Source organism: Pseudomonas sp. FG6 (assembly GCF_057809015.1).
The window spans coordinates 26,668-51,476 of the sequence record NZ_JBMDJD010000020.1 but is presented as its reverse complement, the minus strand read 5'-3'; the positions used below and the strand labels follow the sequence as shown (position 1 = coordinate 51,476).

Annotated in this window: 23 protein-coding genes and 1 pseudogene; 18 read left to right on the top strand and 6 right to left on the bottom strand. The window is 63.3% G+C overall.

From position 1 onward, the window contains the following. Positions 1 to 69: 69 nt before the first annotated feature. Positions 70 to 981, bottom strand: coding sequence for a LysR family transcriptional regulator (locus ACODSJ_RS14920; protein WP_489102458.1), 912 nt, complete (start codon positions 979 to 981; stop codon positions 70 to 72). 100 nt (positions 982 to 1,081) lie between these two features. On the opposite strand from ACODSJ_RS14920, the gene ACODSJ_RS14915 reads away from it, so the two are divergent. Beyond that, complete coding sequence (locus tag ACODSJ_RS14915) at positions 1,082 to 1,945, top strand: aldo/keto reductase family oxidoreductase (RefSeq protein ID WP_489102457.1); 864 nt, start codon at positions 1,082 to 1,084, stop codon at positions 1,943 to 1,945. 204 nt (positions 1,946 to 2,149) lie between these two features. Here ACODSJ_RS14915 and kefC read toward each other — a convergent pair whose 3' ends face one another. Next, entirely contained in the window at positions 2,150 to 3,976 is a 1,827-nt protein-coding gene (gene kefC / locus ACODSJ_RS14910) for a glutathione-regulated potassium-efflux system protein KefC (protein WP_489102456.1), read from the bottom strand. A gap of 1 nt (position 3,977) precedes the next feature. Continuing rightward, complete coding sequence (kefF, locus tag ACODSJ_RS14905; protein ID WP_489102455.1) at positions 3,978 to 4,499, bottom strand: glutathione-regulated potassium-efflux system oxidoreductase KefF; 522 nt, start codon at positions 4,497 to 4,499, stop codon at positions 3,978 to 3,980. A gap of 111 nt (positions 4,500 to 4,610) precedes the next feature. On the opposite strand from kefF, the pseudogene ACODSJ_RS14900 reads away from it, so the two are divergent. Further along, positions 4,611 to 4,749 (top strand): annotated as a pseudogene (locus tag ACODSJ_RS14900) (Nramp family divalent metal transporter); the annotation flags it as partial. A 178-nt stretch (positions 4,750 to 4,927) separates the two neighbouring features. On the opposite strand, the gene ACODSJ_RS14895 reads toward ACODSJ_RS14900, so the two are convergent. After that, positions 4,928 to 5,386 (bottom strand): Lrp/AsnC family transcriptional regulator, encoded by a 459-nt coding sequence (locus tag ACODSJ_RS14895; RefSeq protein ID WP_489102454.1) that lies wholly within the window; start codon positions 5,384 to 5,386, stop codon positions 4,928 to 4,930. Positions 5,387 to 5,512: 126 nt separating this feature from the next. Between ACODSJ_RS14895 and ACODSJ_RS14890 the strand changes: the two genes are divergently transcribed. The 4 genes from ACODSJ_RS14890 to ACODSJ_RS14875 all read left to right on the top strand — a co-directional run bounded on the left by ACODSJ_RS14890 (position 5,513) and on the right by ACODSJ_RS14875 (position 7,945). After that, positions 5,513 to 6,250, top strand: a complete 738-nt coding sequence (locus ACODSJ_RS14890) for an AzlC family ABC transporter permease (RefSeq protein WP_489102453.1) — start codon at positions 5,513 to 5,515, stop codon at positions 6,248 to 6,250. Then, positions 6,247 to 6,549, top strand: a complete 303-nt coding sequence (locus tag ACODSJ_RS14885; RefSeq protein WP_489102452.1) for an AzlD family protein — start codon at positions 6,247 to 6,249, stop codon at positions 6,547 to 6,549. Before ACODSJ_RS14890 ends, ACODSJ_RS14885 begins: the two co-directional genes overlap by 4 nt. An 18-nt stretch (positions 6,550 to 6,567) precedes the next feature. Next, on the top strand, positions 6,568 to 7,374 hold the full coding sequence (locus tag ACODSJ_RS14880; protein WP_489102451.1) for an alpha/beta fold hydrolase: 807 nt from the start codon (positions 6,568 to 6,570) through the stop codon (positions 7,372 to 7,374). Between the two features lie 91 nt (positions 7,375 to 7,465). Continuing rightward, positions 7,466 to 7,945, top strand: coding sequence for a VOC family protein (locus ACODSJ_RS14875; RefSeq protein ID WP_489102450.1), 480 nt, complete (start codon positions 7,466 to 7,468; stop codon positions 7,943 to 7,945). A gap of 270 nt (positions 7,946 to 8,215) precedes the next feature. Here the strand turns inward: ACODSJ_RS14875 and ACODSJ_RS14870 are convergent, their stop codons facing one another. Further along, positions 8,216 to 8,608 carry a RidA family protein gene (locus ACODSJ_RS14870; protein ID WP_489102449.1) on the bottom strand — a complete coding sequence of 131 codons (393 nt, stop codon included), beginning with the start codon at positions 8,606 to 8,608 and terminating at the stop codon, positions 8,216 to 8,218. A gap of 131 nt (positions 8,609 to 8,739) precedes the next feature. Here ACODSJ_RS14870 and ACODSJ_RS14865 point away from each other — a divergent pair, with 131 nt between their 5' ends. Next, complete coding sequence (locus ACODSJ_RS14865; RefSeq protein ID WP_489102448.1) at positions 8,740 to 9,666, top strand: LysR family transcriptional regulator; 927 nt, start codon at positions 8,740 to 8,742, stop codon at positions 9,664 to 9,666. 46 nt (positions 9,667 to 9,712) lie between these two features. Here ACODSJ_RS14865 and ACODSJ_RS14860 read toward each other — a convergent pair whose 3' ends face one another. Continuing rightward, on the bottom strand, positions 9,713 to 11,161 hold the full coding sequence (locus ACODSJ_RS14860; protein ID WP_489102447.1) for an aldehyde dehydrogenase family protein: 1,449 nt from the start codon (positions 11,159 to 11,161) through the stop codon (positions 9,713 to 9,715). A 404-nt stretch (positions 11,162 to 11,565) separates the two neighbouring features. On the opposite strand from ACODSJ_RS14860, the gene ACODSJ_RS14855 reads away from it, so the two are divergent. From ACODSJ_RS14855 to ACODSJ_RS14805, 11 genes are all read left to right on the top strand, one after another. Then, entirely contained in the window at positions 11,566 to 12,234 is a 669-nt protein-coding gene (locus ACODSJ_RS14855) for a haloacid dehalogenase type II (RefSeq protein ID WP_489102446.1), read from the top strand. Positions 12,235 to 12,270: 36 nt separating this feature from the next. Beyond that, complete coding sequence (locus ACODSJ_RS14850; protein WP_489102445.1) at positions 12,271 to 13,545, top strand: NAD(P)/FAD-dependent oxidoreductase; 1,275 nt, start codon at positions 12,271 to 12,273, stop codon at positions 13,543 to 13,545. 86 nt (positions 13,546 to 13,631) lie between these two features. Continuing rightward, complete coding sequence (locus ACODSJ_RS14845; RefSeq protein WP_489102444.1) at positions 13,632 to 15,275, top strand: ABC transporter substrate-binding protein; 1,644 nt, start codon at positions 13,632 to 13,634, stop codon at positions 15,273 to 15,275. Positions 15,276 to 15,382: 107 nt separating this feature from the next. Further along, positions 15,383 to 16,339 (top strand): ABC transporter permease, encoded by a 957-nt coding sequence (locus ACODSJ_RS14840; RefSeq protein ID WP_489102443.1) that lies wholly within the window; start codon positions 15,383 to 15,385, stop codon positions 16,337 to 16,339. After that, positions 16,336 to 17,214, top strand: coding sequence for an ABC transporter permease (locus ACODSJ_RS14835; RefSeq protein ID WP_489102442.1), 879 nt, complete (start codon positions 16,336 to 16,338; stop codon positions 17,212 to 17,214). Before ACODSJ_RS14840 ends, ACODSJ_RS14835 begins: the two co-directional genes overlap by 4 nt. A gap of 1 nt (position 17,215) precedes the next feature. Further along, positions 17,216 to 19,060, top strand: coding sequence for an ABC transporter ATP-binding protein (locus ACODSJ_RS14830; protein WP_489102441.1), 1,845 nt, complete (start codon positions 17,216 to 17,218; stop codon positions 19,058 to 19,060). Then, entirely contained in the window at positions 19,057 to 19,365 is a 309-nt protein-coding gene (locus ACODSJ_RS14825) for a (2Fe-2S)-binding protein (RefSeq protein ID WP_489102440.1), read from the top strand. The genes ACODSJ_RS14830 and ACODSJ_RS14825 overlap by 4 nt, the downstream gene beginning before the upstream one ends. Further along, on the top strand, positions 19,347 to 20,738 hold the full coding sequence (locus ACODSJ_RS14820; RefSeq protein ID WP_489102439.1) for an FAD/NAD(P)-dependent oxidoreductase: 1,392 nt from the start codon (positions 19,347 to 19,349) through the stop codon (positions 20,736 to 20,738). The genes ACODSJ_RS14825 and ACODSJ_RS14820 overlap by 19 nt, the downstream gene beginning before the upstream one ends. After that, positions 20,735 to 21,901: an NAD(P)/FAD-dependent oxidoreductase gene (locus tag ACODSJ_RS14815; RefSeq protein WP_489102438.1), complete on the top strand. Its 1,167-nt coding sequence runs from the start codon at positions 20,735 to 20,737 to the stop codon at positions 21,899 to 21,901. Before ACODSJ_RS14820 ends, ACODSJ_RS14815 begins: the two co-directional genes overlap by 4 nt. Then, positions 21,898 to 23,055 (top strand): acetylornithine deacetylase, encoded by a 1,158-nt coding sequence (gene argE / locus ACODSJ_RS14810; protein ID WP_489102437.1) that lies wholly within the window; start codon positions 21,898 to 21,900, stop codon positions 23,053 to 23,055. Before ACODSJ_RS14815 ends, argE begins: the two co-directional genes overlap by 4 nt. 282 nt (positions 23,056 to 23,337) lie before the next feature. Next, entirely contained in the window at positions 23,338 to 24,795 is a 1,458-nt protein-coding gene (locus ACODSJ_RS14805) for an NAD-dependent succinate-semialdehyde dehydrogenase (protein ID WP_489102436.1), read from the top strand. Positions 24,796 to 24,809 lie beyond the last annotated feature (14 nt).

The window sequence follows — 24,809 nt, the reverse complement described above, 5'->3', positions numbered from 1 at the left end:
GCGGAGTGTCAGCTTGCATCGATATTGGATGTGCCGCCGACTTCGCGAGCAAGCCCGCTCCCACAGGGATCAGCTAACGCCCACCCGTTGTGCATGGATGAAGTCCACGAAAGCCCGCAATGGCGAGGGCAGGTAGCGGCGTCCAGGGTAGTACAGGAACGGTCCGGTGAAGGGTTGCCACCAGGGTTCGAGCACCGGTTCCAGGGCGCCGCTGTCCAGGTGGGGCTTCAACCAGTCCTCGAACAGATAGATCACGCCCAGCCCATCCACCGCGGCTTGTATTGCCAAATCCACCGCGCCGGCCACGTGGAAGATCAACGGACCGCTCGGGTCGACGCTGACGGTTTCGCTGTCACGTTCATACTCCCAGAGTGGCATGGCGCCGCTGGCGAATTTGCCTCGCAGGCAGGCGTGTTCAAGCAGGTCCCGTGGGTGTTCGGGGCGGCCCCTGGCGTTGAGGTACGCCGGTGAAGCAGCGGTGGCAAAGCGTTGGAAGCGCGGGCCGATGGGGAGGGCGATCATGTCTTGCTCAAGGCGGTCGTCGTAGCGGATGCCGGCGTCACAACCGGCGGCGAGTACGTCGACGAAACTCTCTTCGGCAACCACCTCCAGGCGAATGTCGGGGTAGCTCTTCAAGAACGGCGTGATGATCGCAGGCAACACCAACCGAGCGGCGCTGACCGGCACGTTCAGCCGGAGCGTGCCCGAAGGGCGGTCGCGAAAGTCGTTGACCACGTCCATCGCCGCCTCGACCTCGCCCAGCGCCGGAACGATGCGTTCCATCAACCGGGCACCGGCCTCGGTGGGGACCACGCTGCGGGTGGTGCGGTTGAGCAGGCGCACGCCGAGCCGGCTTTCCATCCGCCGTACGGCATCGCTCAGGCTCGAGGCGGACTTGCCACTCACCCGCGCACCTTCGCGAAAACCCTTCGCATTGACCACGGCCATGAAGGCCAGCAAGTCTTGAATATCTGTCGCCATTGTTCTCTCCACCGTACAGCCCGTGCTGATTGCACCTGATTATCAATGGAGTGGTCAACGCCTATAGTCGGCCCACTCACATTGATCCGAGAGCGACGAGATGAACATTGCAGGCAAGGCGGGCAGCTTTTTACTGGGCGAGTGCACGGTCAATCGCATGGGCTATGGCGCGATGCAACTGGCGGGCTCCAACGTGTTCGGCCCGCCAAAAGACCCGACAGTCGCCATCGCCGTGCTGCGCGAAGCACTGGCCTGCGGGGTCAACCACATCGATACCGCCGATTTCTACGGGCCTCACGTCACCAACCGGTTGATCCGTGAAGCGCTGCACCCATACGCCCAAGACCTGGTCATCGTGACCAAGGTCGGTGCCGTTCGCGGTGCTGATGCGTCCTGGAACCCGGCCCACAGCCCCGCCGAGTTGACCCGTGCGGTCCACGACAATCTGCGCAACCTGGGCGTGGATATATTGGATGTAGTCAACCTGCGGGTGTGGGGCGACCTGCATTCACCCACGGAAAATTCCATCGAGCAATCGTTCACGACGCTGGCCGAGTTGCAGCGCCAGGGTCTCATCCGCCACCTGGGCCTGAGCAACGTCACGGCCTCACAGGTCAAGCAGGCCCAGGGCATCGCGAACGTCGTTTGCGTGCAGAACCACTACAACCTGACCCATCGCGACGACGAACGACTCATCGCTGAGCTGGGCGAGCAGGGCATTGCCTATGTGCCGTTCTTCCCGCTGGGTGGCTTTACACCGTTGCAGTCGCAAACCCTTTCGAGCGTGGCGGAGCGCCTGCAAGCATCCCCCCTGTGCGTTGCGCTGGCGTGGTTGCTGCAACGCGCGCCGAATCTCTTGCTGATTCCTGGTACGTCGTCCCTGGCGCACCTGCGGGAAAACCTCACGGCGAGTGAGCTGACCATCCCTGCGCCGATGCTGGCCGAGTTGGACGGTCTGGTCTGAGCGGGCAACAACGTAGACCTACGCCATGAGGGCAATGCTGTTCACTTAAGGCAGTCGGCAACCCCGTGGAGAGGGAGCTTGCTCCCGCTGGGTCGCGAAGCGGCCCCAAAACCTGCCGAATGCGAGCATCAGACACACCGCCCCGCCGATTCACGACTGCTTCGCAGCCGAGCGGGAGCAAGCTCCCTCGCCACAGGTGTGTTTTCAGGCTTCGCTCTTATCCGTCTCATTGCGATGATGCTCAGGCCAGCTATCGACAGGATGCGCCCGGTCTTCGTTGAACATCTCCGTGAGCAGCGCATTGGCGCGTTGATAGGCATCGTGGCGGAATTTGAGATCGTCTTCCGGCTGGGCGACGATTTCCTCCAGCATCTTGAGGTTCAGCCGTCGGAACTGGCCGGCCCGCTCGCGGGCCTCGTAAGCCCCGACGCCCATGCGCTCCAACGCACTGCGGCCCAATGACAATGCGCTCTCGAAAGTTTCCCGCTCGGCTGCCTCCACGCCCATCTGTCGCAGGGTGATGAGGTGCCCCATGTCCCGCGCACGGACGATCAGTTGCAACGCGGGGAAGTGTTCCCGGGCCAGCCGGGTCAGCGTCAGATTGTCTTCCTGATTGTCGATCGCGTTGATCAACACCACCGCTTGGGCCGCGCCGGCCGCATGCAGCAAGTCGAGGCGCGTGGCATCGCCATAAAAGACTTTCACGCCGAATTTACGCAGCGTCTCGATGTTGTCAGGGTCGTGATCCAATACCACCACCTCGACGCCGCAGGACATCAACAGACGCCCCGCGATCTGCCCGAAACGCCCGAACCCGGCGATGATCACCCGTGGATTCTGCTGGTCGACCAGGTCGGATTCGCGTTTGTTTTTCTTGGCGACGGACTCGAACCGATCCAGCAACACGATCAGCAAGGGCGTCAGGCACATGGACAAGGCCACCGCCAGGGTCAGGCTCTTGCCCCATTGATCGGTCAGGATGCCGGCCACGGTCGCCGCGCCAAACACCACGAAGGCGAATTCGCTGCCCTGGCCCAGCAACACTGCCTGCCAGGAGCGCTGGCCGGCGGGGACGTTGAGGAATCGGCCCGCCAACTTGATCACGAGCAGCTTGATCAGGATGAAACCCAAGGTCAGGGTGATGACTTTCAGCGGTGCGTTGATCAGGGTGCCGAAATCGATCGACATGCCGACACCGATGAAAAACAAGCCCAACAGCAGGCCTTTGAACGGCTCGATGTCGCTTTCCAGCGCATGTCGGTATTCAGAGCTGGCGAGCAGGACCCCGGCGAGGAACGCACCCATGGCCATCGACAAACCGGCTTCCTCCAGCAGAAAGCCGAAGCCGAATACCAGGAAAAGCGCCACGGCACTGAAAATCTCCCGCAAGCCTGACCGCGCGGCGAAGCGCAGCAGTGGTCGTGTCACGTAGCGCCCCAACAGCACGACGATGGCGATGGCGGCGACGATTTTGCCAATCGATAGCAACAGCGCCGTGCCCGAAGGCGTGTCGCCGTGGGCCGACAACAACGGAATCATCGCCACCAGCGGAATCGCCGCGATGTCCTGGAACAACAGCACTGCGAAACTGCTGCGACCCACGGCGGTGGCGGTCAGGTTGCGTTCGCTCATTGCCTGCATGGCGATGGCCGTGGAGGACAGGCTCAGGGTCAGACCGACCAGCAGCGCTGCCGTCCAGTTCAGGCCAAGGGCCGTGCAGAACAAGCCAATGGCAGCGCCACAGGCGAGCATCTGCAGGGCACCGCCACCGAACACCATCTTGCGCAGGGCCCAGAGCCGTTTGGGATCGAGCTCAAGGCCGATGATGAACAGCATCAGCACGACGCCGATTTCGGCGAATTCCAAGATGGCCTTTACATCGGTAATCAGCTTCAGCCCCCACGGGCCGATGATGCACCCGGCCAGCAGGTAACCCAACACCGGGCCCAGGCCAAACCGAACGGCAATCGGTACGATCAACGTCGCCGAGGCCAGGTAGATCAGCATTTCAATCAGGCTGTGCGTCTCCATTTCAGTCTTCCTTCCCGGAGGCCAGGCGTTCGCCGTAATGTTCGATTTGGGTGCGTAGGGGTTCGGACTCGGCGGCGTACGCGCCATGCACGACCACCGGCTCCAGCCAGCGCATGCCGCAGTAGATGGCCGTGGCTTGCAGGGGTTGGGCCAACGCCGAAAAGCCCGGGTAGGCGCCGATCTGGAAATGATCCTGTTCGCCACCGGTGGTGACAGCCCACAGCAGGCGCTTGCCCTTGAGGGCCACGGCGCCCCTGCCATAGGCCCAGCCGTGGGTGAATACTTTGTCGATCCACAGTTTCAAGAGCGGGGGCATGCTGTACCAGTACATCGGGTGCTGGAGGACGACCATGTGTGCCTGTTCGACGGCGCGCTGTTCCGCCTCGACGTCGATGTCGAAATCCGGATAGAGCGCGTAGAGCGAGCGTATGACCACGTCCGGATTGCTGGCGACCCGCTCGAGCATCTGCCGGTTGACCCGCGATTGGTCGGGGTAGGGGTGGGCGTAAACGATCAGGATCATCAGGGCAATTCCGGAGGCTGGGGCCAGTTCGAAGGCCGGACATCCTACCGAGGAAGGCGCGTGTTGTTTAGGGCGTTGTTTGCCGAAGCGTCATACCAGGGTCAATCGAGCGGTAGCGTGACCCCGCCCGACGAAGGCGTGCACGGTGCGTTGCTGGTAGCGGTCTCGGTGAACGGTGCGGTGGCGGGCTCGATTGCCAACTTCGTGCATCCGTACGTCATGCGCCAGATGGGCTGGACAGGGCCCGAGCGCCGGGGGCGCTACGGCAAGGAATACCGCAACAACCTGTTCGAGAACATCGCCCTGGCCTTTGCCACCGGCCTGGCGTTGTGGGTGGCGTTCCAGTTGGGCGTGGATCTGTTTACCTGATAGGCGCTTGCTTTCATCCAACCGCCGCGGTGCCCCGTCATCGCGGCGTTTCAGGCAGGCTAGATCGGCAACTCGGTTGTCAGCTTGATCTTCTGCATCGGGATTTCGGTCTTCAGATTCTGTACGCCTTTAATGCGTGCCAAGTGCTTGATCTGGAATTGTCGATAGGCCTCCAGGTCGGAGGCCACCACGCGCAACAGAAAATCACAATCGCCCGCCATCAGGTGACATTCCAATACCTGGGGGAGCTCGCGCACGGCGTCGACGAAACGATCCACCGTGACCTCATCCTGGCCGGTCAGCCACACGCGGACAAACAGCGTGACGGCCGCGTCCACCTTCAGTGGGTTGACCAACGCGACATAGCGCTCGATGACCCCGGACTCTTCCAGCAGCCGCACACGTCTCAGGCAGGGTGAAGGGGAAAGGCCGACCTGTTTGGCTAGCTCAAGATTCTGCAAGCGACCGTCGCGTTGCAGGGCTCTCAGGATTCGGCGATCGATGGCGTCAAGCGTCATGGGCATAGAATTCTACAGTGAATAGGTTCAGTGATATCAAATGCCAATTTTTCTGCGATTGACCCCGTCTTGGCAATCAAATTCTGCCGGGAGGCTGGAATAATCAGCACCTCAGAGAGGTGCGTGATGATTGAAAACGATTTGACCCTGTTGGCCGCAGACGAAAGGGCCACTCAAGACGAACTGCTGCGCGGCGCCAAAGCAGCCCGCCCCGTGCTGCTGGGGTTCGTGCCGTTCGCCCTGGTATTGGGCGCGCAAGCTGCGCAAAAAGGCTTGAGTGTGCAGGAAGTGGCGCTGATGACCGGACTGAACTTCGGTGGCGGTTCGGAGTTCGCCGCCATTGAACTTTGGGCGTCGCCTGTGCAAGTGCTGGTCATCGTGGCGATGACATTGCTGGTTAACAGTAGGCATCTGCTCATGGGGGCGACACTGGCCCCTTACCTGAAGCACCTTCCTCTGAAAAAAGTGCTGCCGTCGTTGTTTTTCATGTGCGACGAAAGCTGGGCCATGGGCCTGGCCGATGCGCAGCACGCCAAAAACCGCCTGGGTCAACCGCACTTCAGCCTGGCTTATTACCTGGGTGTGTCGCTGTGCCTGTGGTTGACCTGGGTGATCTTCACCGCCCTCGGCGCTGCTGTCGGGCCTGTGCTGGGCGATCTGCATACCTACGGTTTCGACATGGCGTTTGCCGCGGTATTCCTCGTGCTGCTTCGGGGCATGTGGCGCGGCGTCCATGCGGCGGTGCCGTGGCTGTTCAGTCTGGTGACGGCCGCATTGTTCTATTGGCTGATTCCGGGGGGATGGTATGTGCTTGCAGGCACCTCGGCCGGATTGATCAGCGCCTACCTCTGGGCCAGGTCATGATCGATAGTTCCGTGTTGTTGACCATCGTGGCGATGGCAAGCGTGACCTATCTGACTCGCGTGCTGGGCTTCGTAGTGCTGCGCAACCGCACCTTGAGCCCGGTTATGCAGGAAGTGTTGCAGGCCGCACCGGGGTGCGTGTTGATCGCGGTTATTGCACCCAAGTTCGCCAGCGCCAACCCCGCCGATTCGATAGCGCTGGCGCTGACGCTGCTCGCCGCCACACGTTTGCCGATTCTGCCGGTCGTGCTGATTGCGGTATCTACGACGGGTGTGTTGCGTTTTCTTTTAGCCGGCTGAAATTCTGACGAGGTCTCGATGCACCTATCCATCAGTACAGAGATGTTCTGGATCGATACACCAGACGGACGATTGTTTTGTTGTCGCTGGATCCCGACAGGTGCCGCCAGTGACAAGGCAAAGCCCCCCATCCTGCTGTTCCATGACTCGCTAGGCTGCGTTGCGCTGTGGCGTGACTTTCCCGAGCGGCTTTGCCAGGTCACCGGACGTGAAGTGATCGCCTATGATCGACTCGGCTTCGGACGATCCGATGCTTACGCTGGGCAACTGCCGCTGCACTTTGTCCGTGATGAAGCCGAGCGCTTCTTCGCGTGTCTGAGGGCCAGGCTCTCGATAGAGAAGTTTGTCGTGCTGGGCCATAGCGTCGGAGGTGCCATGGCCGCGGCATGCGCATCCTTGTTCGCGCAGAACTGCACAGCCCTGATCACGCTGTCGGCGCAGGCCTTTGTCGAGGATCGGACGCTGCAAGGCATACGAGTGGCCGAGGTACTTTTTCAACAGCCGGCACAGCTGCAACGCCTTGAGAAATACCACGCAGACAAGGCGCTATGGGTGCTGTCTGCCTGGACCTGCACCTGGCTTTCGCAAGGCTTCAAGGCGTGGACGATTGAGCGCGGTATCGACGTGATCCATTGCCCGGTGTTAGCCATCCATGGCCGCCACGATGAATACGGATCGGTCGTGCATCCGGTGCGTATCGCCGCGCTTTCGGCCGTCGGTGGTGAATACCTGATCATCGAGGACTGCCACCACATGCCCCATCGCGAAGCTCCGGAAGCTGTTTTAGCGGCCGTCGATCAGTTTCTTGGCGTGGCCGGTCGATAGTTCCCTGGAATAGACCGTTCGTACCGAAACAACGGAGCAATGGCGGGCGCTGCTAGACTTCACCGTCCAGTCCCCCGTTTGGAGAACCCGGATGAACAATAAGAACAGGATCTGCCTCTGGTACGACGGCACCGCCCAGGAGGCGGCCGAGTTCTATGCCAGGACCTTCCCCGACAGCGCCGTGCAAGCCGTCCACCACGCGCCGGGCGACTATCCCTCGGGCAAGCAGGGCGATGTGCTGACGGTGGAGTTCACCGTGATGGGCATCCCTTGTGTCGGGCTGAACGGTGGCCCGACGTTCAAGCACAGCGAGGCCTTTTCTTTTCAAGTCACCACCGAGGACCAGGCCGAGACGGACCGTTTCTGGAACGCGATCATCGATAACGGCGGCGAGGCCAGTGTGTGTGGCTGGTGCAAGGACAAGTGGGGGCTGTCGTGGCAGATCTCCCCGCGGGTACTGCTCGATGCGGTCAGCAGCCCGGACAAAGCCGCTGCCAAGCGCGCCTTCGATGCCATGATGGGCATGACCAAGATCGACATTGCGGCGATTGAAGCAGCACTGAAAGGCTAACCCCCCACAGGTTTTTCTGGTGCTCACTTCCGATCATTCCAGCCAGCCCATACCTCCCCTGTGGCGAGGGAGCTTGCTCCCGCTGGCCTGTGAAGCAGGCCCCAGCCTTCCTTCAGGCAGATTGTATTGCCCGGTTTTGCGACTGCTGCGCAGCCGAGCGGGAGCAAGCTCCCTCGCCACGATTGCCTGCGCTCTGCCGCAGAACCCATATGGGAGCGAGCTTGCTCGCGATAGCGCCGGCCCATCCAACACCTTCCCCAAGCCAGCCAATCATTCAGGCAACCGTGCAATCACCTTGATCTCGAACTGAAACCCATACAGCCACGTCACGCCCACCGCCGTGAGCGTCGGATGCGGTGCGTTGCCCCAGAACTCGGGCACGACGCTCCAGATCCGCTCGAAGGTCGACGGCGGATCGACCATGAACACCGTCACATCGACCACATCGTCAAAACTGCAATCGGCCGCGGCAAGTATCGCCTTCAGGTTGTTGAATGCCAGTCGAACCTGATCCTGCAGGTCGGCCTCCGGCGACCCGTCCTCGGTACTCCCGACTTGCCCCGATACGAACAGGAAACCATTGGAACGAATCGCCGGCGAATAGCGATTGCGCTCATACAGGGTTTGGCGCCCGGGCGGGAAAACTACATCGCGCTGTGTCATGGGTGTTCTCCATCAAAGGGGTCGAACCCGACCCGAAATCAACGAAGTTTCACTCTAGGGGCTTGTGCCGGGGCGATAAACGAGCAACCTTGGCGATCACTGTTTGCCGAATCCAAACAATGGGAGCCGCGATGGACCGTTTTGACGCGATGCAGGCCTTCGCCCGCGTGGTGGAGGCGGGCAGTTTCACCAAGGCGGCCGAGACGCTGCACATGAGCAAGACCACCGTGACCCAGCTGGTGCAGCAACTGGAGGCGCGCCTGCGGGTCAAGTTGCTCAACCGCACCACGCGCAAGGTCAACGTCACTGCCGACGGCGCTGCCTATTACGAACGGGTCATCCGCGTGCTGGCCGACCTGGACGATGCCGAGACCAGCCTGTCCGACGCCTCGACGTTGCCCCGGGGACGGTTGCGAGTGGACGTGCCGAGCCCGTTGGCCGCGCTGATTCTGATACCTGCGCTGCCGGCGTTCTACGAGCGATACCCGGACATCCAGATCGACATGGGCGTGAGCGACCGCATCGTCGACATGATCGATGAAAGCGTCGATTGCGTGGTGCGCGGCGGTGAGTTGAGGGATCAGTCGCTGATCGCCCGGCGCGTCGGCGATCTTGCCCTCGGCGTCTTCGCCGCGCCGAGTTACCTGGCACGGTTTGGCCTGCCCACGCATCCGCGAGAGCTGGAAGAGTCGCACCATCGCACTGTGGGTTTCCTGTGGGCTCGCACCGGTAAATCCTTGCCCTACGCGATGCGCCGTAACGGTGAGCAGCTTCACGTCAAAGGGCGCTATGCGCTGGCCATCGATGACGGCAACGCCTACCTCGCGGCCGGTTTGGCCGGGCTGGGCATTTTCTGGCTGCCCGAGTACATGTCCAAGCCCCATGCAGCGTCAGGCGCATTGGTTCCTCTGTTTGAAGATTGGCAACTCGACCCGATGCCGCTCTACATCGCCTATCCGCCGAACCGCCACATCAGCGCCAAGTTGCGGGTGTTCATCGACTGGGTCGTGGAATTGATGGCGCACCATGCGCCTATCCTTGAACGGCGTGCACTGTGAACCTGAGTGTTTGCTTCCTCAAAGGTCGATTGGAGGCGTAGGGGCATCAACCAAACCCGACAATCGCCTTGATCTCCATGTACTCCTCGAACCCATGAACGCCGAACTCCCGGCCATTACCGGAGCGTCGGTAACCGCCGAACGGTGCCAGCGGGTTCCAGGCCGGGTAGTTCAACAGCACTTGGCCGGCGCGGATGCGCGAGGCCACGCGACGTGCCTGATCGAGGTCTTGAGACTGGACGTGGGCGCTCAGCCCGTAGACGGTGTCGTTGGCAATGGCCACGGCTTCATCCAGCGTGTCATAGGGGATGATGCACAGCACTGGGCCGAAGATTTCTTCCTGGGCGATACGCATGGCGCTGCTGACCTGGGAAAAAATGGTGGGCCGGGTGAAGAAGCCTCTGTCGAAGCCCTCCACGCGTCCTGGCCCGCCGCAAATCAGCTTGGCGCCTTCCTTCAGGCCCGTTTCGATCATGGCCTGCACGCGATTGAACTGGGCCTCGTTGGCGATGGGGCCGAGCACGGTGTCTTCCGATTGCGGGTCGCCCACGATGATGGCGTTGGCGGTCGCGGCGGCCAAGGCTTCGACTTCCGCCAAGCGGTTCCTCGGCACGATCATGCGGGTCGGTGCGCTGCACGACTGGCCGACGTTGCGAAACGCCGACATCACCCCCGGTGGTACGGCCTTGGCGAAGTCGGCATCCGGTAGCAGCACGTTGGGCGACTTGCCGCCCAACTCTTGCGTCACGCGCTTGACCGTCGGCGCTGCAGCCTGGGCGACCAGGGCGCCGGCACGGTTCGAGCCGGTGATGGAGATCATGTCGATATCGGGGTGTGCTGCCATGGCCGCGCCGACCTCGGCGCCGCTGCCGTTCACCAGGTTGAAGACCCCTGCAGGCAAGCCGGCATCGTGCACCAGTTGGGCGAAGAGCAGGGCGCTCAGCGGTGACAGCTCGCTGGGTTTGAGCACCACGGTGCACCCGGCGGCGATCGCCGGGGCGACCTTGGCGGTGATCTGGTACAGCGGCCAGTTCCACGGCGTGATGAGGCCACAGACGCCGATGGGTTCGCGTTGGAGGGCGGTGCCGCTCTCGATCTTCTGAAAGTGATATGTGGACAACAGGTCCCGGGCCACGCGCACGTGTTCGGCGGCCAGCGGCACTTGCATGGCACGCGCAAAACCGATGGCCGCGCCCATTTCCAGCGAGAGCGCCTGGGCCAGTTCTTCTTTGCGTTCAAGGATCAGCGCGTGGATCCGTTCAAGGATCGCCGCACGGGAAGCCACCGGGGTCGCGGACCAACCGGGAAACGCTGCGCGGGCGGCCGTGACGGCGCGATCCACATCGGCGGACGTCCCTTGGGCGACCTCGGCGACAATTTCCTCAGTGGCCGGATTGATCACGGGCAGTGTCGCCGGGTGCGCTGGTGGCGACCAGCGACCGTCGATATATAGCTGCAAGGACGTCGGCGGGGTGTTCGAAAATTGGCTTGTCATCCAACAGGCTCCCTTAGAGCTGGTAGGGCATCGCTGGTAAGGAATGGCGATGCGGTGTCTGCTCAATAAGCTAACAAAGGGGCCCGAATGGAATGTGCCGTTCTCGATCCTGGCAAAGGAGATTCTGCCGCAAACACCCCCAAGCTCCGCAGGTTTGCGCACCATAACGGCCCGCAAACCCACACAAACACGGGCGCAACGCCCACCCCTGGCGCATCCCGCAAAGTCTGCTGAGCGAGCCCTGCAAAACGGTGGTTTGTACCAAGCGGCCACTCTTTTTAACCGTTTTTCCACGGTCTCATGGTGTTGTAATGAAAACGTGATGCAGGGTTGCACCGATGCTTCACGAACGGCGTCATTGTTTGCTTCGTCATGCCTTTCAACAACAATCCAGGACCGCACTCATGAGCTTTCTTCGTCCCAAGTACATCACCTTCGACTGCTACGGCACGCTGACCAATTTCCAGATGGGCACCATGACCCGCGAGCTGTTCGCCGACCGGGTCGATGCCGGGCAGATGGATCAGTTCGTCAAGGATTTCGCCGCCTATCGCCTGGACCAAGTGATGGGGGATTGGCGGCCCTATGATGAAATCATCAAGACTTCCCTGATGCGGGTCTGCAAGCGTTGGGGCGTCGAATACCGCGGCGAAGGCCAGCTCTACTACGATGCCGTCCCTACCTGGGGCCCTCACGCCGATGTGCCGGCAGGCCTGTCGAAAATCGCCGACAAGATCCCCTTGGTGATTTTTTCCAACGCGATGGACGAGCAGATCATGTCCAACGTCGACAAGCTCGGTGCACCGTTCCATAAAGTCTTCACCGCCCAGCAGGCCCAGGCCTACAAGCCGCGCCTGGCGGCCTTCGAATTCATGCTCGATAACCTCGGTTGCGGCCCGGAAGATGTCCTGCACGTGTCGTCGAGCTTCCGCTACGACCTGATGCCGGCCCACGACATGAAGATCAAGCACAAGGCCTTCGTCGCCCGGGGCCATGAACAACCGGCCAATGCCGTCTATGGCTACCACCAGATCCCGGACATCGGCGGGTTGCCCGCTCTGGTCGGGCTCTGAACCTCTGGGCGCTCTTGAAGGTGAAAGGGGTTAGACATGGGCAATGAGTCTTACTGGCTCGATACCGCACCGGCCTTTACCGGTGCTCAGCTCGGCGGTTTGCCCGGGCAGGTCGATGTCGCCATCGTCGGCGGCGGTTTCACCGGCCTGGCCGCGGCGCGTGCGCTGGCCTTGAAGGGGGCCAGCGTGGCGGTGCTGGAAGCGGGCAGGGTGATTGGCGAAGCCTCGGGGCGCAACGGTGGGCATTGCAGTACCGGCGTCGCCCAGGATTACGCGGCGCTCACCGCCAGCCTCGGCGCCGACAGGGCGCGGGCGTATTACCAGGCGTATGAAAGTGCCGTGCAAAGCGTCGTCTCGCTGGTGGAGCAGGAACGGATTGCCTGCGACCTCAAGCGCAACGGCAAGCTCAAGTTGGCCGCCAAGCCGATGCACTACGAAGGGTTGGCGCGCACCTGTGAATTGATCCGCAAGGAAGTCGATGCCGAGGTCGAGTTGCTGTCGGCCGAGCAGACCCGCCGGGAGGTCCATTCAACCCAGTTCCACGGCGGCCTGTTGCAACGCAATGGCGTGCAGATGCACATCGGGCGTTTTGGTGTCGGCCTGGCCGAGGCGGCGGCTCGCCACGGTGCGTTGATCTTCCAGGGCGTGACGGTGAAGGACTGGAAGGCCAGTGCCGGTGGTTATCAGGTCAACACCAGCAAAGGATCGCTGCATGCTGCACAGATCCTGTTGGCAACCGGTGCGTGCCAGCAGGGCGGTCTGGGTTGGTATCGGCGGCGAATCGTACCGGTGGGCAGTTTCGTGATCGCCACCGAAGTGCTGTCTCCCGAGCTGATCGACAGCCTGCTGCCGGCGCGCCGCTCGTACGTCACCAGCCGCATGATCGGCAATTATTTTCGCCTGACGCCGGACAACCGCCTGCTGTTTGGCGGCCGCGCACGGTTTGCCATGTCCGACAGCGTTTCCGACGCCAAGAGCGGCAAGGTGCTTCAAGCGGCGATGGTGCAGATGTTCCCGCAATTGGCCGGCACCCGGATCGACTATTGCTGGGGCGGCCTGGTGGACATGACGTCCGATCGCCTGCCTCGGGCGGGCCAGCATGGCGGGGTCTTTCACTCCATGGGCTACAGCGGCCATGGCGTGCAGATGTCGGTGCACATGGGCCAGGTCATGGCCCAGGTCATGGCCGGCAAGGTCGAGGCCAACCCTTGGCGCGAACTGGACTGGCCGGCCATTCCCGGGCATTTCGGCAAGCCCTGGTTCCTGCCGCTGGTCGGTGCGTATTACCGCCTGCAGGATTACCTGCATTGAGTTTCAAGGTGTTGTTTGGCGTTACAACCACGTTGCGTTAACCGCACGTCATCGAGCCCTATCATTTTCCGAAAGGTAGAACTGACATGAGTGACAATAAAAACGGCATCAAAGACCAGTTGATCACCGGTACAGAAAGTCTGCGTGTTTTCGAAGGGCTCAACCGCGGCATGTCCCGCCGCCATGCGTTGCAAATGCTCGGCCTGGCGGGTGTGGCCGCGGCGGGTGCCGGCAGCCTGTTCGGCGCCGCTGGCAAGCTGCTGGCCGACGACACCGCCAGCCCTGGCAAAGGCAAGCCCGGCGGGCGCATCCGCGTCGCCGGCATCTCCAGTTCCACCGCCGATACGTTGGACCCGGCCAAGGGCTCCTCGTCCACGGACTACGTGCGCCACTACATGTTCTACAACGGCCTGACCCGCTTCGACAGCCACATGGTGCCGCAGCTGGAACTGGCCGAACGCATCGACACCACCGACGCCACGCTCTGGGTGATCACCCTGCGCAAGGAGGTGACCTTCCACAACGGCAAGGGCCTCACCGCCGCCGACGTGGTGTTCTCGCTGTTGCGCCACAAGGACCCAATCACCGGTTCCAAGGTCTTGTCGCTCGCGGAGCAGTTTGCCGAGGTCAAGGCCAATGGCACCCATGAAGTGCAGATCCGCTTGAGCGGCCCGAACGCCGAGTTGCCCTCGATTCTGGCCGTTTCCCACTTGTTGATCGTTCCCGAAGGCACCGGCGATTTCAGCCAGGGCATCGGCACCGGTCCGTTCAAGGTCAAGGAATTCAAGCCTGGGGTGCGCTCCGTTGGCGCGCGCAACACCAACTACTGGAAACCTGGCCTGCCGTACCTGGACGAAATCGAATTCATCGGCATCGGTGACGAACCGTCACGGGTCAACGCGTTACTGTCGGGCGATGTGCAGATCATCAACGAGGTCAACCCGCGCTCGACCACCCGCATCAAGGACAGCACCACCCATCGCGTGGTGGATTCGCCGTCGGGCAACTACACCGACCTGATCATCCGCCAGGACCAGATGCCCGGCCAGAACCCGGACTTCACCCAGGCCATGAAGCTGCTGCTGGACCGGGAACAGGTCAAGTCGGCGATCTTCCGTGGCTTTGCCAGGGTCGGCAACGACCATCCGATTGCCCCCGGTGCGCGTTTCTACAATGCCGACCTGCCACAACGGACCTACGATCCGGAAAAGGCCAAGTTCCTGCTCAAGAAGGCCGGCATGGAAAGCATCAACATGCCGGTGATGTGTTCGCCGGCCGCCACCGGCTCGGTGGACGTCGCCGTGCTGTTGCAACAATCGGCCAAGGAGGCGGGGCTCAAGCTCAACGTCAACCGGCTGCCCAGCGACGGCTATTGGTCCAACCACTGGGCCAAGCACCCGCTGAGCTTTGGCAACATCAACCCGCGGCCCAACGCCGACATGCTGTTCTCGCAGTTTTTCCAGTCCACGGCACCGTGGAATGAGTCCGGTTGGAAAAACGAGCAGTTCGACCAACTGCTGATCCAGGCCCGGGGCGAGACCGACGATGCCAAGCGCGGCCAGATGTACGCCGACATGCAGACCCTGGTGCACGATCACAGTGGCATCGGCATCCCGGTGTTCATCAGCAACATCGATGGCGTCGACCAGCGCGTCAAGGGCTACGGCACCAACCCGCTGGGCGGCTTCATGGGCTACATGTTCGCCGAGCAAGTCTGGCTCGAAGCGTGATGAGCGCGGTCTGCGGGAGCAACGCGTGCTCGCGATGCCGGCCACGCGGTCCGACTGCAAGACCGCGTCCTCGTTCATCGTGAGCACATGGCACAAGGGGTAGGGTGATGAACAGCAACACAGTGTGGTTGATCGGACGCCGCGTGGGCGCCGCGATCGTGACCTTGTTGATTGTCTCGATGGTGGTCTTCGCCATCACGGCGGTACTGCCTGGAGACGCGGCGCAGCAGTCCCTCGGACAGTTCGCCACGCCGGAACAGGTGGCCGCCCTGCGGGTGAAGATGGGCCTGGATCAGCCCGGTGTGTTGCGCTACCTGCATTGGTTGACGAGCCTGCTCAGCGGTGACCTGGGCGTGTCGGTGTCCAACGCCGTGCCGGTCACCGAATTGATGGCCGGCCGGGTGCCCAACACCCTGATGCTGGCGGCCGCCACGGCGCTGGTGTCAGTGCCGGTGGCGCTGGTTCTGGGCATCGGCTCGGCGATGGGGCGCGGGGGGCGGATCGACGGCTTCCTGAGCTTCTTCACCCTGACGATGGTGGCGGTGCCGGAGTTCCTGGTCGCCACCCTGGCGGTGCTGATTTTCGCGGTGAACCTGGGCTGGCTTTCCGCGTTGTCCTATTCCAGCGAGATCACCTCGCCGCTGCAATTCATGCGCACCTACGCCTTGCCGGTGATGACGCTGTGCTGCGTGATCGTCGCGCAAATGGCGCGCATGACCCGGGCGGCGGTGATCGATCAACTCGACAGCCCCTACGTGGAAATGGCCCGTCTCAAAGGCGTGAGTCCAATGCGGGTGGTGCTGCGTCATGCGTTGCCCAACGCCATCGGGCCGATTGCCAATGCCATCGCCTTGAGCCTGTCTTACCTGTTGGGTGGGGTGGTGATCGTCGAGACGATATTCAACTATCCCGGGATCGCGAGCCTGATGGTCGATGCCGTGACCAACCGCGACATGGCGCTGGTCCAGGCGTGCACCATGCTGTTCTGCACGGCGTACCTGACGTTGGTGTTGATCGCCGACCTGTGCGCGATCCTGTCCAATCCGAGGCTGAGAAACCAATGAACAATCTCATTGTGAAATCCCCGCCTGCGGCCCCTGACCTGGCCTACGGCAAGGTTTCCCCCCACAAGACGTCCTGGCTGGGCCTGGCCGGCGCCGCGATGTGCCTGTTCTGGTTGCTGATCGCGATTTTCGGCCCGTGGCTGGCACCGCACCCGGTGGGGGAAGTGGTCTCCGACAACGTCTTTGACAGCCTCAGCGCCGCGTATCCGTTGGGGACCGATTACCTGGGCCGCGACATGCTCAGCCGCATACTCGTCGGCGCGCAGTTCACCGTGGGCCTGGCGTTGGTGGCGGCAGTGCTGGCCAGCAGCCTGGGTACCACTTGCGCGTTGCTCTCGGTGGTGTCGCCCAAATGGCTGGACGAGTTGATCAGCCGCCTGATGGACGCGTTCATTTCGATTCCGAGCAAGATGCTGGCGCTGATCATGGTGTCGGCGTTCGGCTCGTCGGTGACCTTGCTGATCTGCACGGCAGTGCTCAGCTTCATGCCCGGTGCCTTCCGGATCGCCCGCAGCATGGCGGTGAACATCGAGGCCCTGGAGTACGTGCAAGTGGCCCGCACCCGTGGCGAGCGTCGGCTGTACATCGCCTGTGTGGAGATCCTGCCGAACATGCTCAACCCGGTGCTGGCCGACCTGGGCCTGCGCTTTGGCTTCATCGTCTTGCTGCTCAGCGGCATGAGTTTTCTGGGCCTGGGCGTGCAACCGCCGGACGCCGACCTCGGTTCGCTGGTGCGGGAAAACATCGGCGGCCTCAACCAGGGCGCGCCGGCCATCGTGATTCCGGCGCTGGCCATTGGCACCCTGACCATTGGCGTCAATCTGTTCATCGACCGCTTGTCTTCGCGGCGCAACCGACGCACGGGAGGCCATTGAGATGAGCCAGTTGATTCGAGTCGAGAACCTGCGGGTGGTCGCCTGTGGCGAGCGCCGCGAGGTGGAGATCGTCAAGGGGGTGAGTTTTTCCCTGGAGAAAGGCGAGGTGCTGGCGCTGATCGGCGAGTCCGGCTCCGGCAAGACCACCATTGCCCTGGCGCTGCTGGGTTACGCCCGGCGCGGTTGTCGTCTGGCCGGCGGCGTGGTGCAGGTCGGCGAGCACGACATGCTGGCCCTCAGCGAAGGCGAGCTGCAGGGCCTGCGCGGCAATCGAGTGTCGTACATCGCCCAGAGCGCCGCCGCCGCGTTCAACCCGGCGAAAAAACTCATCGACCAAGTGGTGGAGGGCGCGTTGATCCATGGCCTGGGCAGCCGCGCCCTGCTTGAAGCCAAGGCCATCGAGTTGTTCCGCGACCTGGCGCTGCCGGACCCCGAACGCATTGGCCAGCGCTATCCTCACCAGGTCTCAGGTGGGCAATTGCAGCGGGTGATGGCGGCCATGGCGCTGATCAGCGATCCGCTGCTGGTGGTGCTCGACGAGCCAACCACGGCCCTGGACGTGACCACCCAGATCGACGTGTTGCGCGCCTTCAAGCGTGTGGTGCGCGAGCGGGGCGCGACGGCGGTCTACGTGTCCCATGACCTGGCCGTGGTCGCGCAAATGGCCGACCAGATCGTCGTGCTCAATGGCGGCCAGATCTTCGAGCAAAGCGCCACAGCACCGCTGCTCAAGGACCCTTCGCACACCTACACCCGCAGCCTGTTGGCGGCGGCCCGGCCCGACACGACGATTCGCCCGCCGTGCGGTGTGGCCGAGGACACGCCGCTGTTGACCATCCAGGGCCTGACCGCCGGCTACGGCAACAAGACCCCGCAAGGCCTGCCGGCGATCCCGGTACTGGAAGACATCGACCTGACGGTGCGCCGGGGCCAGGCCATCGGTGTGATCGGCGAGTCGGGCTCGGGTAAGTCGACCCTGGCGCGCGTCGTGGCCGGGCTGTTGCCGCCAGCACTCGGCGGGCTGACGTTCGATGGCCATCCGCTGGGCGGCAGCCTGTCCGAGCGCACCGACGAACAGTTCCGGCGCATCCAGATGGTGTTCCAGAATGCCGACACCGCGCTCAACCCCATGCACAGCATCAGCACCATCCTGAGCCGGCCGTTGAAAATGTATTTCGGCCTCAAGGGCGCGGCCCTGCGCGAGCGTATCAGTGAGCTGCTCGACCTGGTGCGCTTGCCCAGGGACATCGCCGAACGCCGCCCAAGCGAACTCTCCGGCGGGCAGAAACAGCGGGTCAACCTGGCCCGGGCGCTGGCGGCCAAGCCAGACCTGATCCTCTGCGATGAAGTCACTTCGGCGCTGGACACCGTGGTCGGTGCGGCGATTCTCGAACTGCTGCGCGACCTGCGCCAGCAACTGGGGGTTTCCTACCTGTTCATCAGCCATGACATCTCCACGGTACGGGCGCTGTGCGATGACATCGTGGTGATGTACAGCGGTCACAAGGTCCAGTCGGGCAAGCGCCAAGCCTTTGCCCAGGCACCGTTCCATCCCTACACCGACCTGTTGATCCATTCGGTGCCGGAGCTGCGCCAGGGCTGGCTGGAAAGCTGCGGGGCCACGACCTGCGGCACGCTCCCGCCGTTGGCCGACAGGGCCCAGGTACCAGGGTTGTGCACGTTCCTCAATCGTTGCCCGGTGCGCGTCGACGGAGTGTGCAATCGCACCGCGCCGCCCCGGCGAACCCTAGACGGCGGCAGCGAGGTGCTTTGTCACCACGACAGCGCCGAACTGCTCAAGCACCAACAGGATTCAACCAGCATGATCGTGGGAGCCTACGCATGAATGCGCGTTTCGTGAGGCTGGCCGAACAGGGCCGGCCTGTCGTCAAGTTGAAAGTCGATGGCGTGCCGGTCGAGGCGTTGCAGGGCGACACGCTGATGGTTGCGTTGCTGACCCATGGCCCCGCGTTGCGCCAGTCGGAGTTCGATCCGGGCAGTCGTGCCGGCTTCTGCCTGATGGGCGCCTGCCAGGATTGCTGGGTCTGGACCCGCAGCGGCGAGCGCCTGCGGGCGTGCTCCAGCGAAGTACGCGAAGGGCTGGACATCATTACCAAGCAACCGGAGGCGATATGGCCACTGCGCGGCTGAACACGTATCGCGTCGCCATCGTCGGCGCCGGGCCGGCGGGCATTCGGTGTGCCCAGACGCTGGTCGCGGCGGGCCTCAAGCCGACCCTGATCGACGAAAACCGTCGCGATGGCGGACAGATCTACCGACGCCAACCCGAAGGCTTCACCCGTGACTACGCCATGCTGTACGGCACCGAGGCCGACAAGGCCCGCGACCTGCACGAGAGCTTCGACCGTCTGCGCCCGCAGATCGACTACCGCCCGGATACCCTGGTGTGGAACCTGACGCCCGGGCAATTGTGCTGCGTCAGCCAGGGCCGGCATTCGACGGTGGATTACGACGCGCTGATCCTGTGCACCGGCGCCACCGACCGCCTGATGCCCGTCGAGGGCTGGCAGTTGGGCGGCACCTACAGCCTCGGCGGGGCGCAGATTGCGTTGAAGGCCCAGGCGGTTTCCATCGGCCACCGCGTGGTGTTCATGGGCAGCGGGCCGTTGCTGTACCTGGTCGCCAGCCAATACCTCAAGGCCGGTGCCAACGTCGCGGCGGTGCTGGACACTTCGCCGCTGAGCCAGCGCATCAAGGCCTTGCCCAAACTCATGGCCCGTCCCGGGCTGTTGTTCACCGGCCTGAAACTGTTGGCGCAGCTGTACCGGGCAAAAGTGGCGGTGCACCTGGGGATTTCGCCCCTGAACATCCTGGGCGAGGCGACCACGGGCGTCAGCGGCGTGCGGGTGCGCGGCGCGAGCGGGGAGCCGTTGACGGTGGCGTGCGATGCGGTGGCGCTGGGTTATCACCTGCGCCCGGAAACCCAACTGGCCGACCTGGCGGGCTGTCGCATGCGCTTCGACGAGGCGTCGGGCCAATGGTGGCTGGACACGGACGAAGAAGGGCGAACCTCGGTCAGCGGTGTGTATGCCGCGGGGGATGGCTCGAAGATCCGTGGCGCCGATGCCGCCGAGCAGGCCGGGCGCCTGGTCGCCCTGGCGCTGCTTGGCGATCTGCAACAGCCCGTGGACGCCGCGCTGGTGGCCGGGCAACGCCAGGCGCTCAAGGCCATGGACCAATTCCGCCTCGGTCTGGCCCAGGCATTTCCCTGGCCCGCCGCGCAAGCCAAGGCCCTGCCGGACGAGGCCATCGTCTGCCGGTGCGAGATGATCACGGCTGGCGAGTTGCGCCGCACCGTCAGCGCAAAGGGCGCCTGCGAAGTCAACCGGGCCAAGGCGTTCAGCCGGGTCGGCATGGGCCGCTGCCAGGGTCGTTACTGCTCCCAGGCCGGCGCCGAGGTGATCGCCGCGGCGGCCGGTGTCGATGTCCAGGCGGTGGGGCGGCAACGCGGCCAGGCGCCGGTCAAGCCGCTTTCGATGCTGACTCAGGAGGTGACGCCATGACGGTCGAAAAAGCCGATGTGGTGATTGTGGGCGGGGGCTTGATGGGCTCGGCGGCGGCATTTTTCCTGCGCCGGCGCGGCCGTTCGGTGATCCTGCTGGAGCGCGACCAGATCGGGCAGTACGCCAGCGGCGTGAACTTCGGCAACGTGCGGCGCCAGGGCCGGTTTCTCGGGCAGTTGGAACTGGCGAACCGTTCCTGGGCCTTGTGGAAACGCTTGCCGGAATTGATCGACGATGACTTGGAGTTCATCGCCAGCGGACATATGCGCGTGTGTTATCGCGAGGACGAAATCCCTGAGCTGGAAGCCTATGCGGCGGCACCGGAAGCCGCGCAGCTGGATTTGCAGATCTACCGTGGCAGCGAACTGCACGCGCGTTTTCCGTTTCTTGGCAAAGACGTCAAGGGCGGTTCCTATGCACCTCACGACGGCCACGCCAACCCGCGCCTGGCGGCGCCGGCGTTTGCCCGGGCAGCGCGGCGGCTTGGTGCGCGCATCGAAGAGCGCACGGAAGTGGCCGAGGTACAGAAAACCAACGGTGGCGAATTCAGCATCAGCACCACCGACGGTCGCCAGTTCAGCGCCGCCCAGGTGCTGATCACCGCCGGCGCCTGGGGCCAGAAACTCTCGGCGCAGTTCGGCGAGCCAGTGCCCTTGGAAACCAACGGGCCGCAAATGGCGGTCACCGAACCGGTGCCTTATGCCTTGCCGACGGTGATCGGCGTGTACACCAAGATCCCCGAGGAAGTGATCTATTTCCGCCAGATTCCCCGGGGCAACATCATCATCGGCGGTGGTTACCGCAGCAAGCCGGACATGCTCAACCGCCGGGCTTATGTCGAGCCGCGCAGCACCCTCAACCAGTTGGAGCAGATGCGGCGCCTGCTGCCGGGTGTTGGCAACCTGAACATCATCCGTGTGTGGAGCGGCATCGAAGGCTATCTGTCCGATTCCCTGCCGATCATGGGGCCCAGCGGCCAGGTCGACGGTCTGTACTATGCGTTCGGCTTCAGCGGCCATGGCTTCCAGCTTGGCCCGGGCGTGGGCGATGTCATGGCCGAACTGATCAGCACCGGCAGCACCAGCACGTTGATCGAACCCTTCTCCATTCGCCGGTTTGCCTCTTCAGCCGAATCAGCCGAAAAACGGAGCAAAGCCTCATGAAACCCCGTGTGCTAGCCATTTTCGAACGCCTGCTGGCGTTTGAAACGGTCTCGTCGGAATCGAACCTGGCCTTGATCGAGTATGTGCGCGAGTTGCTGTCGAGCAAGGGCATCGAGTCGTTGATCGTCAAGGATGAAAGCGGCAAGAAGGCCAACCTGTTCGCCAGTACCGGGCCGCGCGAGATGCCTGGGATCCTGCTGTCCGGACACACCGACGTGGTACCGGCGGCGGGGCAGGCCTGGACCGTCCCGGCGTTCCAGGCAACGTTGCGGGACGGACGGATTTACGGCCGTGGCAGCTGTGACATGAAAGGCTTCATCGCGATTGCCATCGACGCCATGCTCGACGCTGCCGACCATGCCCTGTCCCGGCCGCTGCAACTGGCGCTGTCCCACGACGAAGAGATCGGTTGCGTGGGGGTGCGCCGCTTGCTCGACGTGCTGCACCTGGCGCCGATCCGGCCGTTTTTGTGCGTGATAGGCGAGCCGACCAACATGCAGTTCGTGCTCGGCCACAAGGGCAAGGGCTCCTATCGCACCTACTGCCGCGGCCTGGAAGCGCACTCGTCCCTGGCGCCGCGTTCGGTCAACGCGATCCACGTGGCCTGCGACTTCATCGCGGCGCTGCGCCAAAGCCAGCAGCAGTTGCAGGAGCAGGGTGCCCAGGACGCCGATTACGACGTGCCTTACAGCACGGTGCACGTTGGGCAGATTGTCGGCGGCAAGGCGCTGAACATCGTGCCGAACCTGTGCACGCTGGATTTCGAAGTGCGCAACCTGCCGGCCGATGACCTGGACCTGTTCCTGGAGCAACTGCGCGAGCGTGCCGAAGCCATTGTGCGCGAGGCGAAAAAACTCTCCAGCGTGGCGGACATCGAGGTCCAGACCCTGAACGTCTATCCCGGTCTCGACACCCACCCCAGCGTCGAGGCCGTGCGTTTTCTGAAGAACTTCGCCGCCCCGGACACCGGCACCGCCAAGGTCTCCTTCGGCACCGAGGGCGGCCTGTTCAAACAACGCCTGGACGTCCCTGTCGTGGTCTGCGGCCCGGGCTCCATCGAACAGGCGCACAAGCCCGATGAGTTCATCGAAATCAGCCAGATGGAAGCGGGGGAGCGGTTTGTGGAAGGGTTGCTTGGCTCCCTGAAAATCTAAGCCTTGCACAAAACAAAAGGTGGGAACACCTGTGGGAGCAAAGCTTGCTCGCGATGAACGATGACACGGTCTTGATCGATGTCGCCTGATCTACCGCCATCGCGAGCAAGCTTTGCTCCCACAGTGTTTAGTGTTCAGGGTTCTGTGCTTAGCCTGGGGCCTCGGTAGAGCCTGCCGTCCCTCCTCGAAATTTCAGCATCCAACACTGCCCAACCCCCGCTTTCAGCATCCTGCCCCGTGGCATCTCCTTAGACTGGAATCACCTCGGAACAGGACGCGACCATGCTCAAGAATCGATTGAAAGACCCCAGCCTGTTGGCAGAACTCGCTTACATCGACGGTCAGTGGATCGGCGCCGACGACGCCACCACCCTTGACGTCATCGACCCGGCCACCGGCCAGGTGCTCGCTCGCGTACCGGCCCTGCAAGGCGGCGAAACCCGACGCGCCATCGAGGCCGCCGAGCGGGCCTGGCCGGCGTGGCGAGCGCGGCCGGCGGCGGAACGCGCGGCGCTGCTGGAGCGCTGGTACCAGGCGATGATGGACAACCTCGATGACCTGGCGCTGATCATGACGTGTGAACAGGGCAAGCCGCTCAACGAGGCCAAGGGTGAAATCCGCTATGGCGCCGGTTTTGCCAAATGGTTCGCCGAAGAGGCCCGGCGGGTCTACGGCGACACCATCCCCGCGCCCAGCGGCGACCGACGCCTGCTCACGCTCAAGCAACCGGTGGGTGTCTGCGCCGCCATCACGCCGTGGAATTTTCCCAACGCGATGATCACCCGCAAATGCGCCCCGGCCCTGGCGGCGGGCTGTCCGGTGATCGTCAAGCCGTCGGACCTGACGCCCTTGTCAGCCCTGGCGCTGGCGGTGCTGGCCGAACGGGTCGGGATTCCCGCCGGGGTGTTCAACGTCGTGACCGGGCTGCCCGCCGGCATCGGCGAAGAACTGACCGGCAACCCGACGGTGCGCAAGATCTCCTTTACCGGCTCGACGGCGGTCGGTCGGCTGCTGATGCGCCAGAGCGCCGAGCACATCAAGCGCTTGAGCCTGGAACTGGGCGGCAACGCACCGTTCATCGTGTTCGACGACGCGGACCTGGAGCAGGCCGTGGCCGGCATCATGCTCAGCAAGTTTCGCAACGCTGGCCAGACCTGTGTCTGCGCCAACCGCATCCTGGTGCAGGATGGCATTTACGAGCGCTTCGCTGAGCGATTGGTGGAGGAGGTGGGCAAGCTCAAGGTGGGTAATGGCCTGGAGGCCGACGTGACGATCGGCCCGTTGATCAATCCGGCGGCGGTGAGCAAGGTCGCCCGGCACATCGACGATGCCTTGAGCCAGGGCGCGCGCCTGCTCTGTGGCGGGATTCCGGAAGGCGACAATCAGTTCGTGCAACCCACGGTGCTGGGTGAGGCCCACGCCGGGATGTTGCTGGCCCGCGAAGAAACCTTCGGCCCCGTCGCCCCGTTGATGCGCTTTACTACCGAAGAGCAGGCCCTGGCCCTGGCCAATGCCACGCCGTATGGCCTGGGGGCCTATTACTTCACCCAGGACCTGCGCCGTTCATGGCGTTTCGGCGAGGCGCTGGAGTTCGGCATGGTCGGCCTCAACACCGGGATCATCTCCATGGAGGTCGCGCCTTTCGGTGGGGTCAAGCAATCGGGCCTGGGGCGCGAGGGCAGCAAGTACGGCCTGGATGAATACCTTGAAGTCAAAGCCTTCCACATCGGTGGGCTGTGATGCGGCCATCGTTT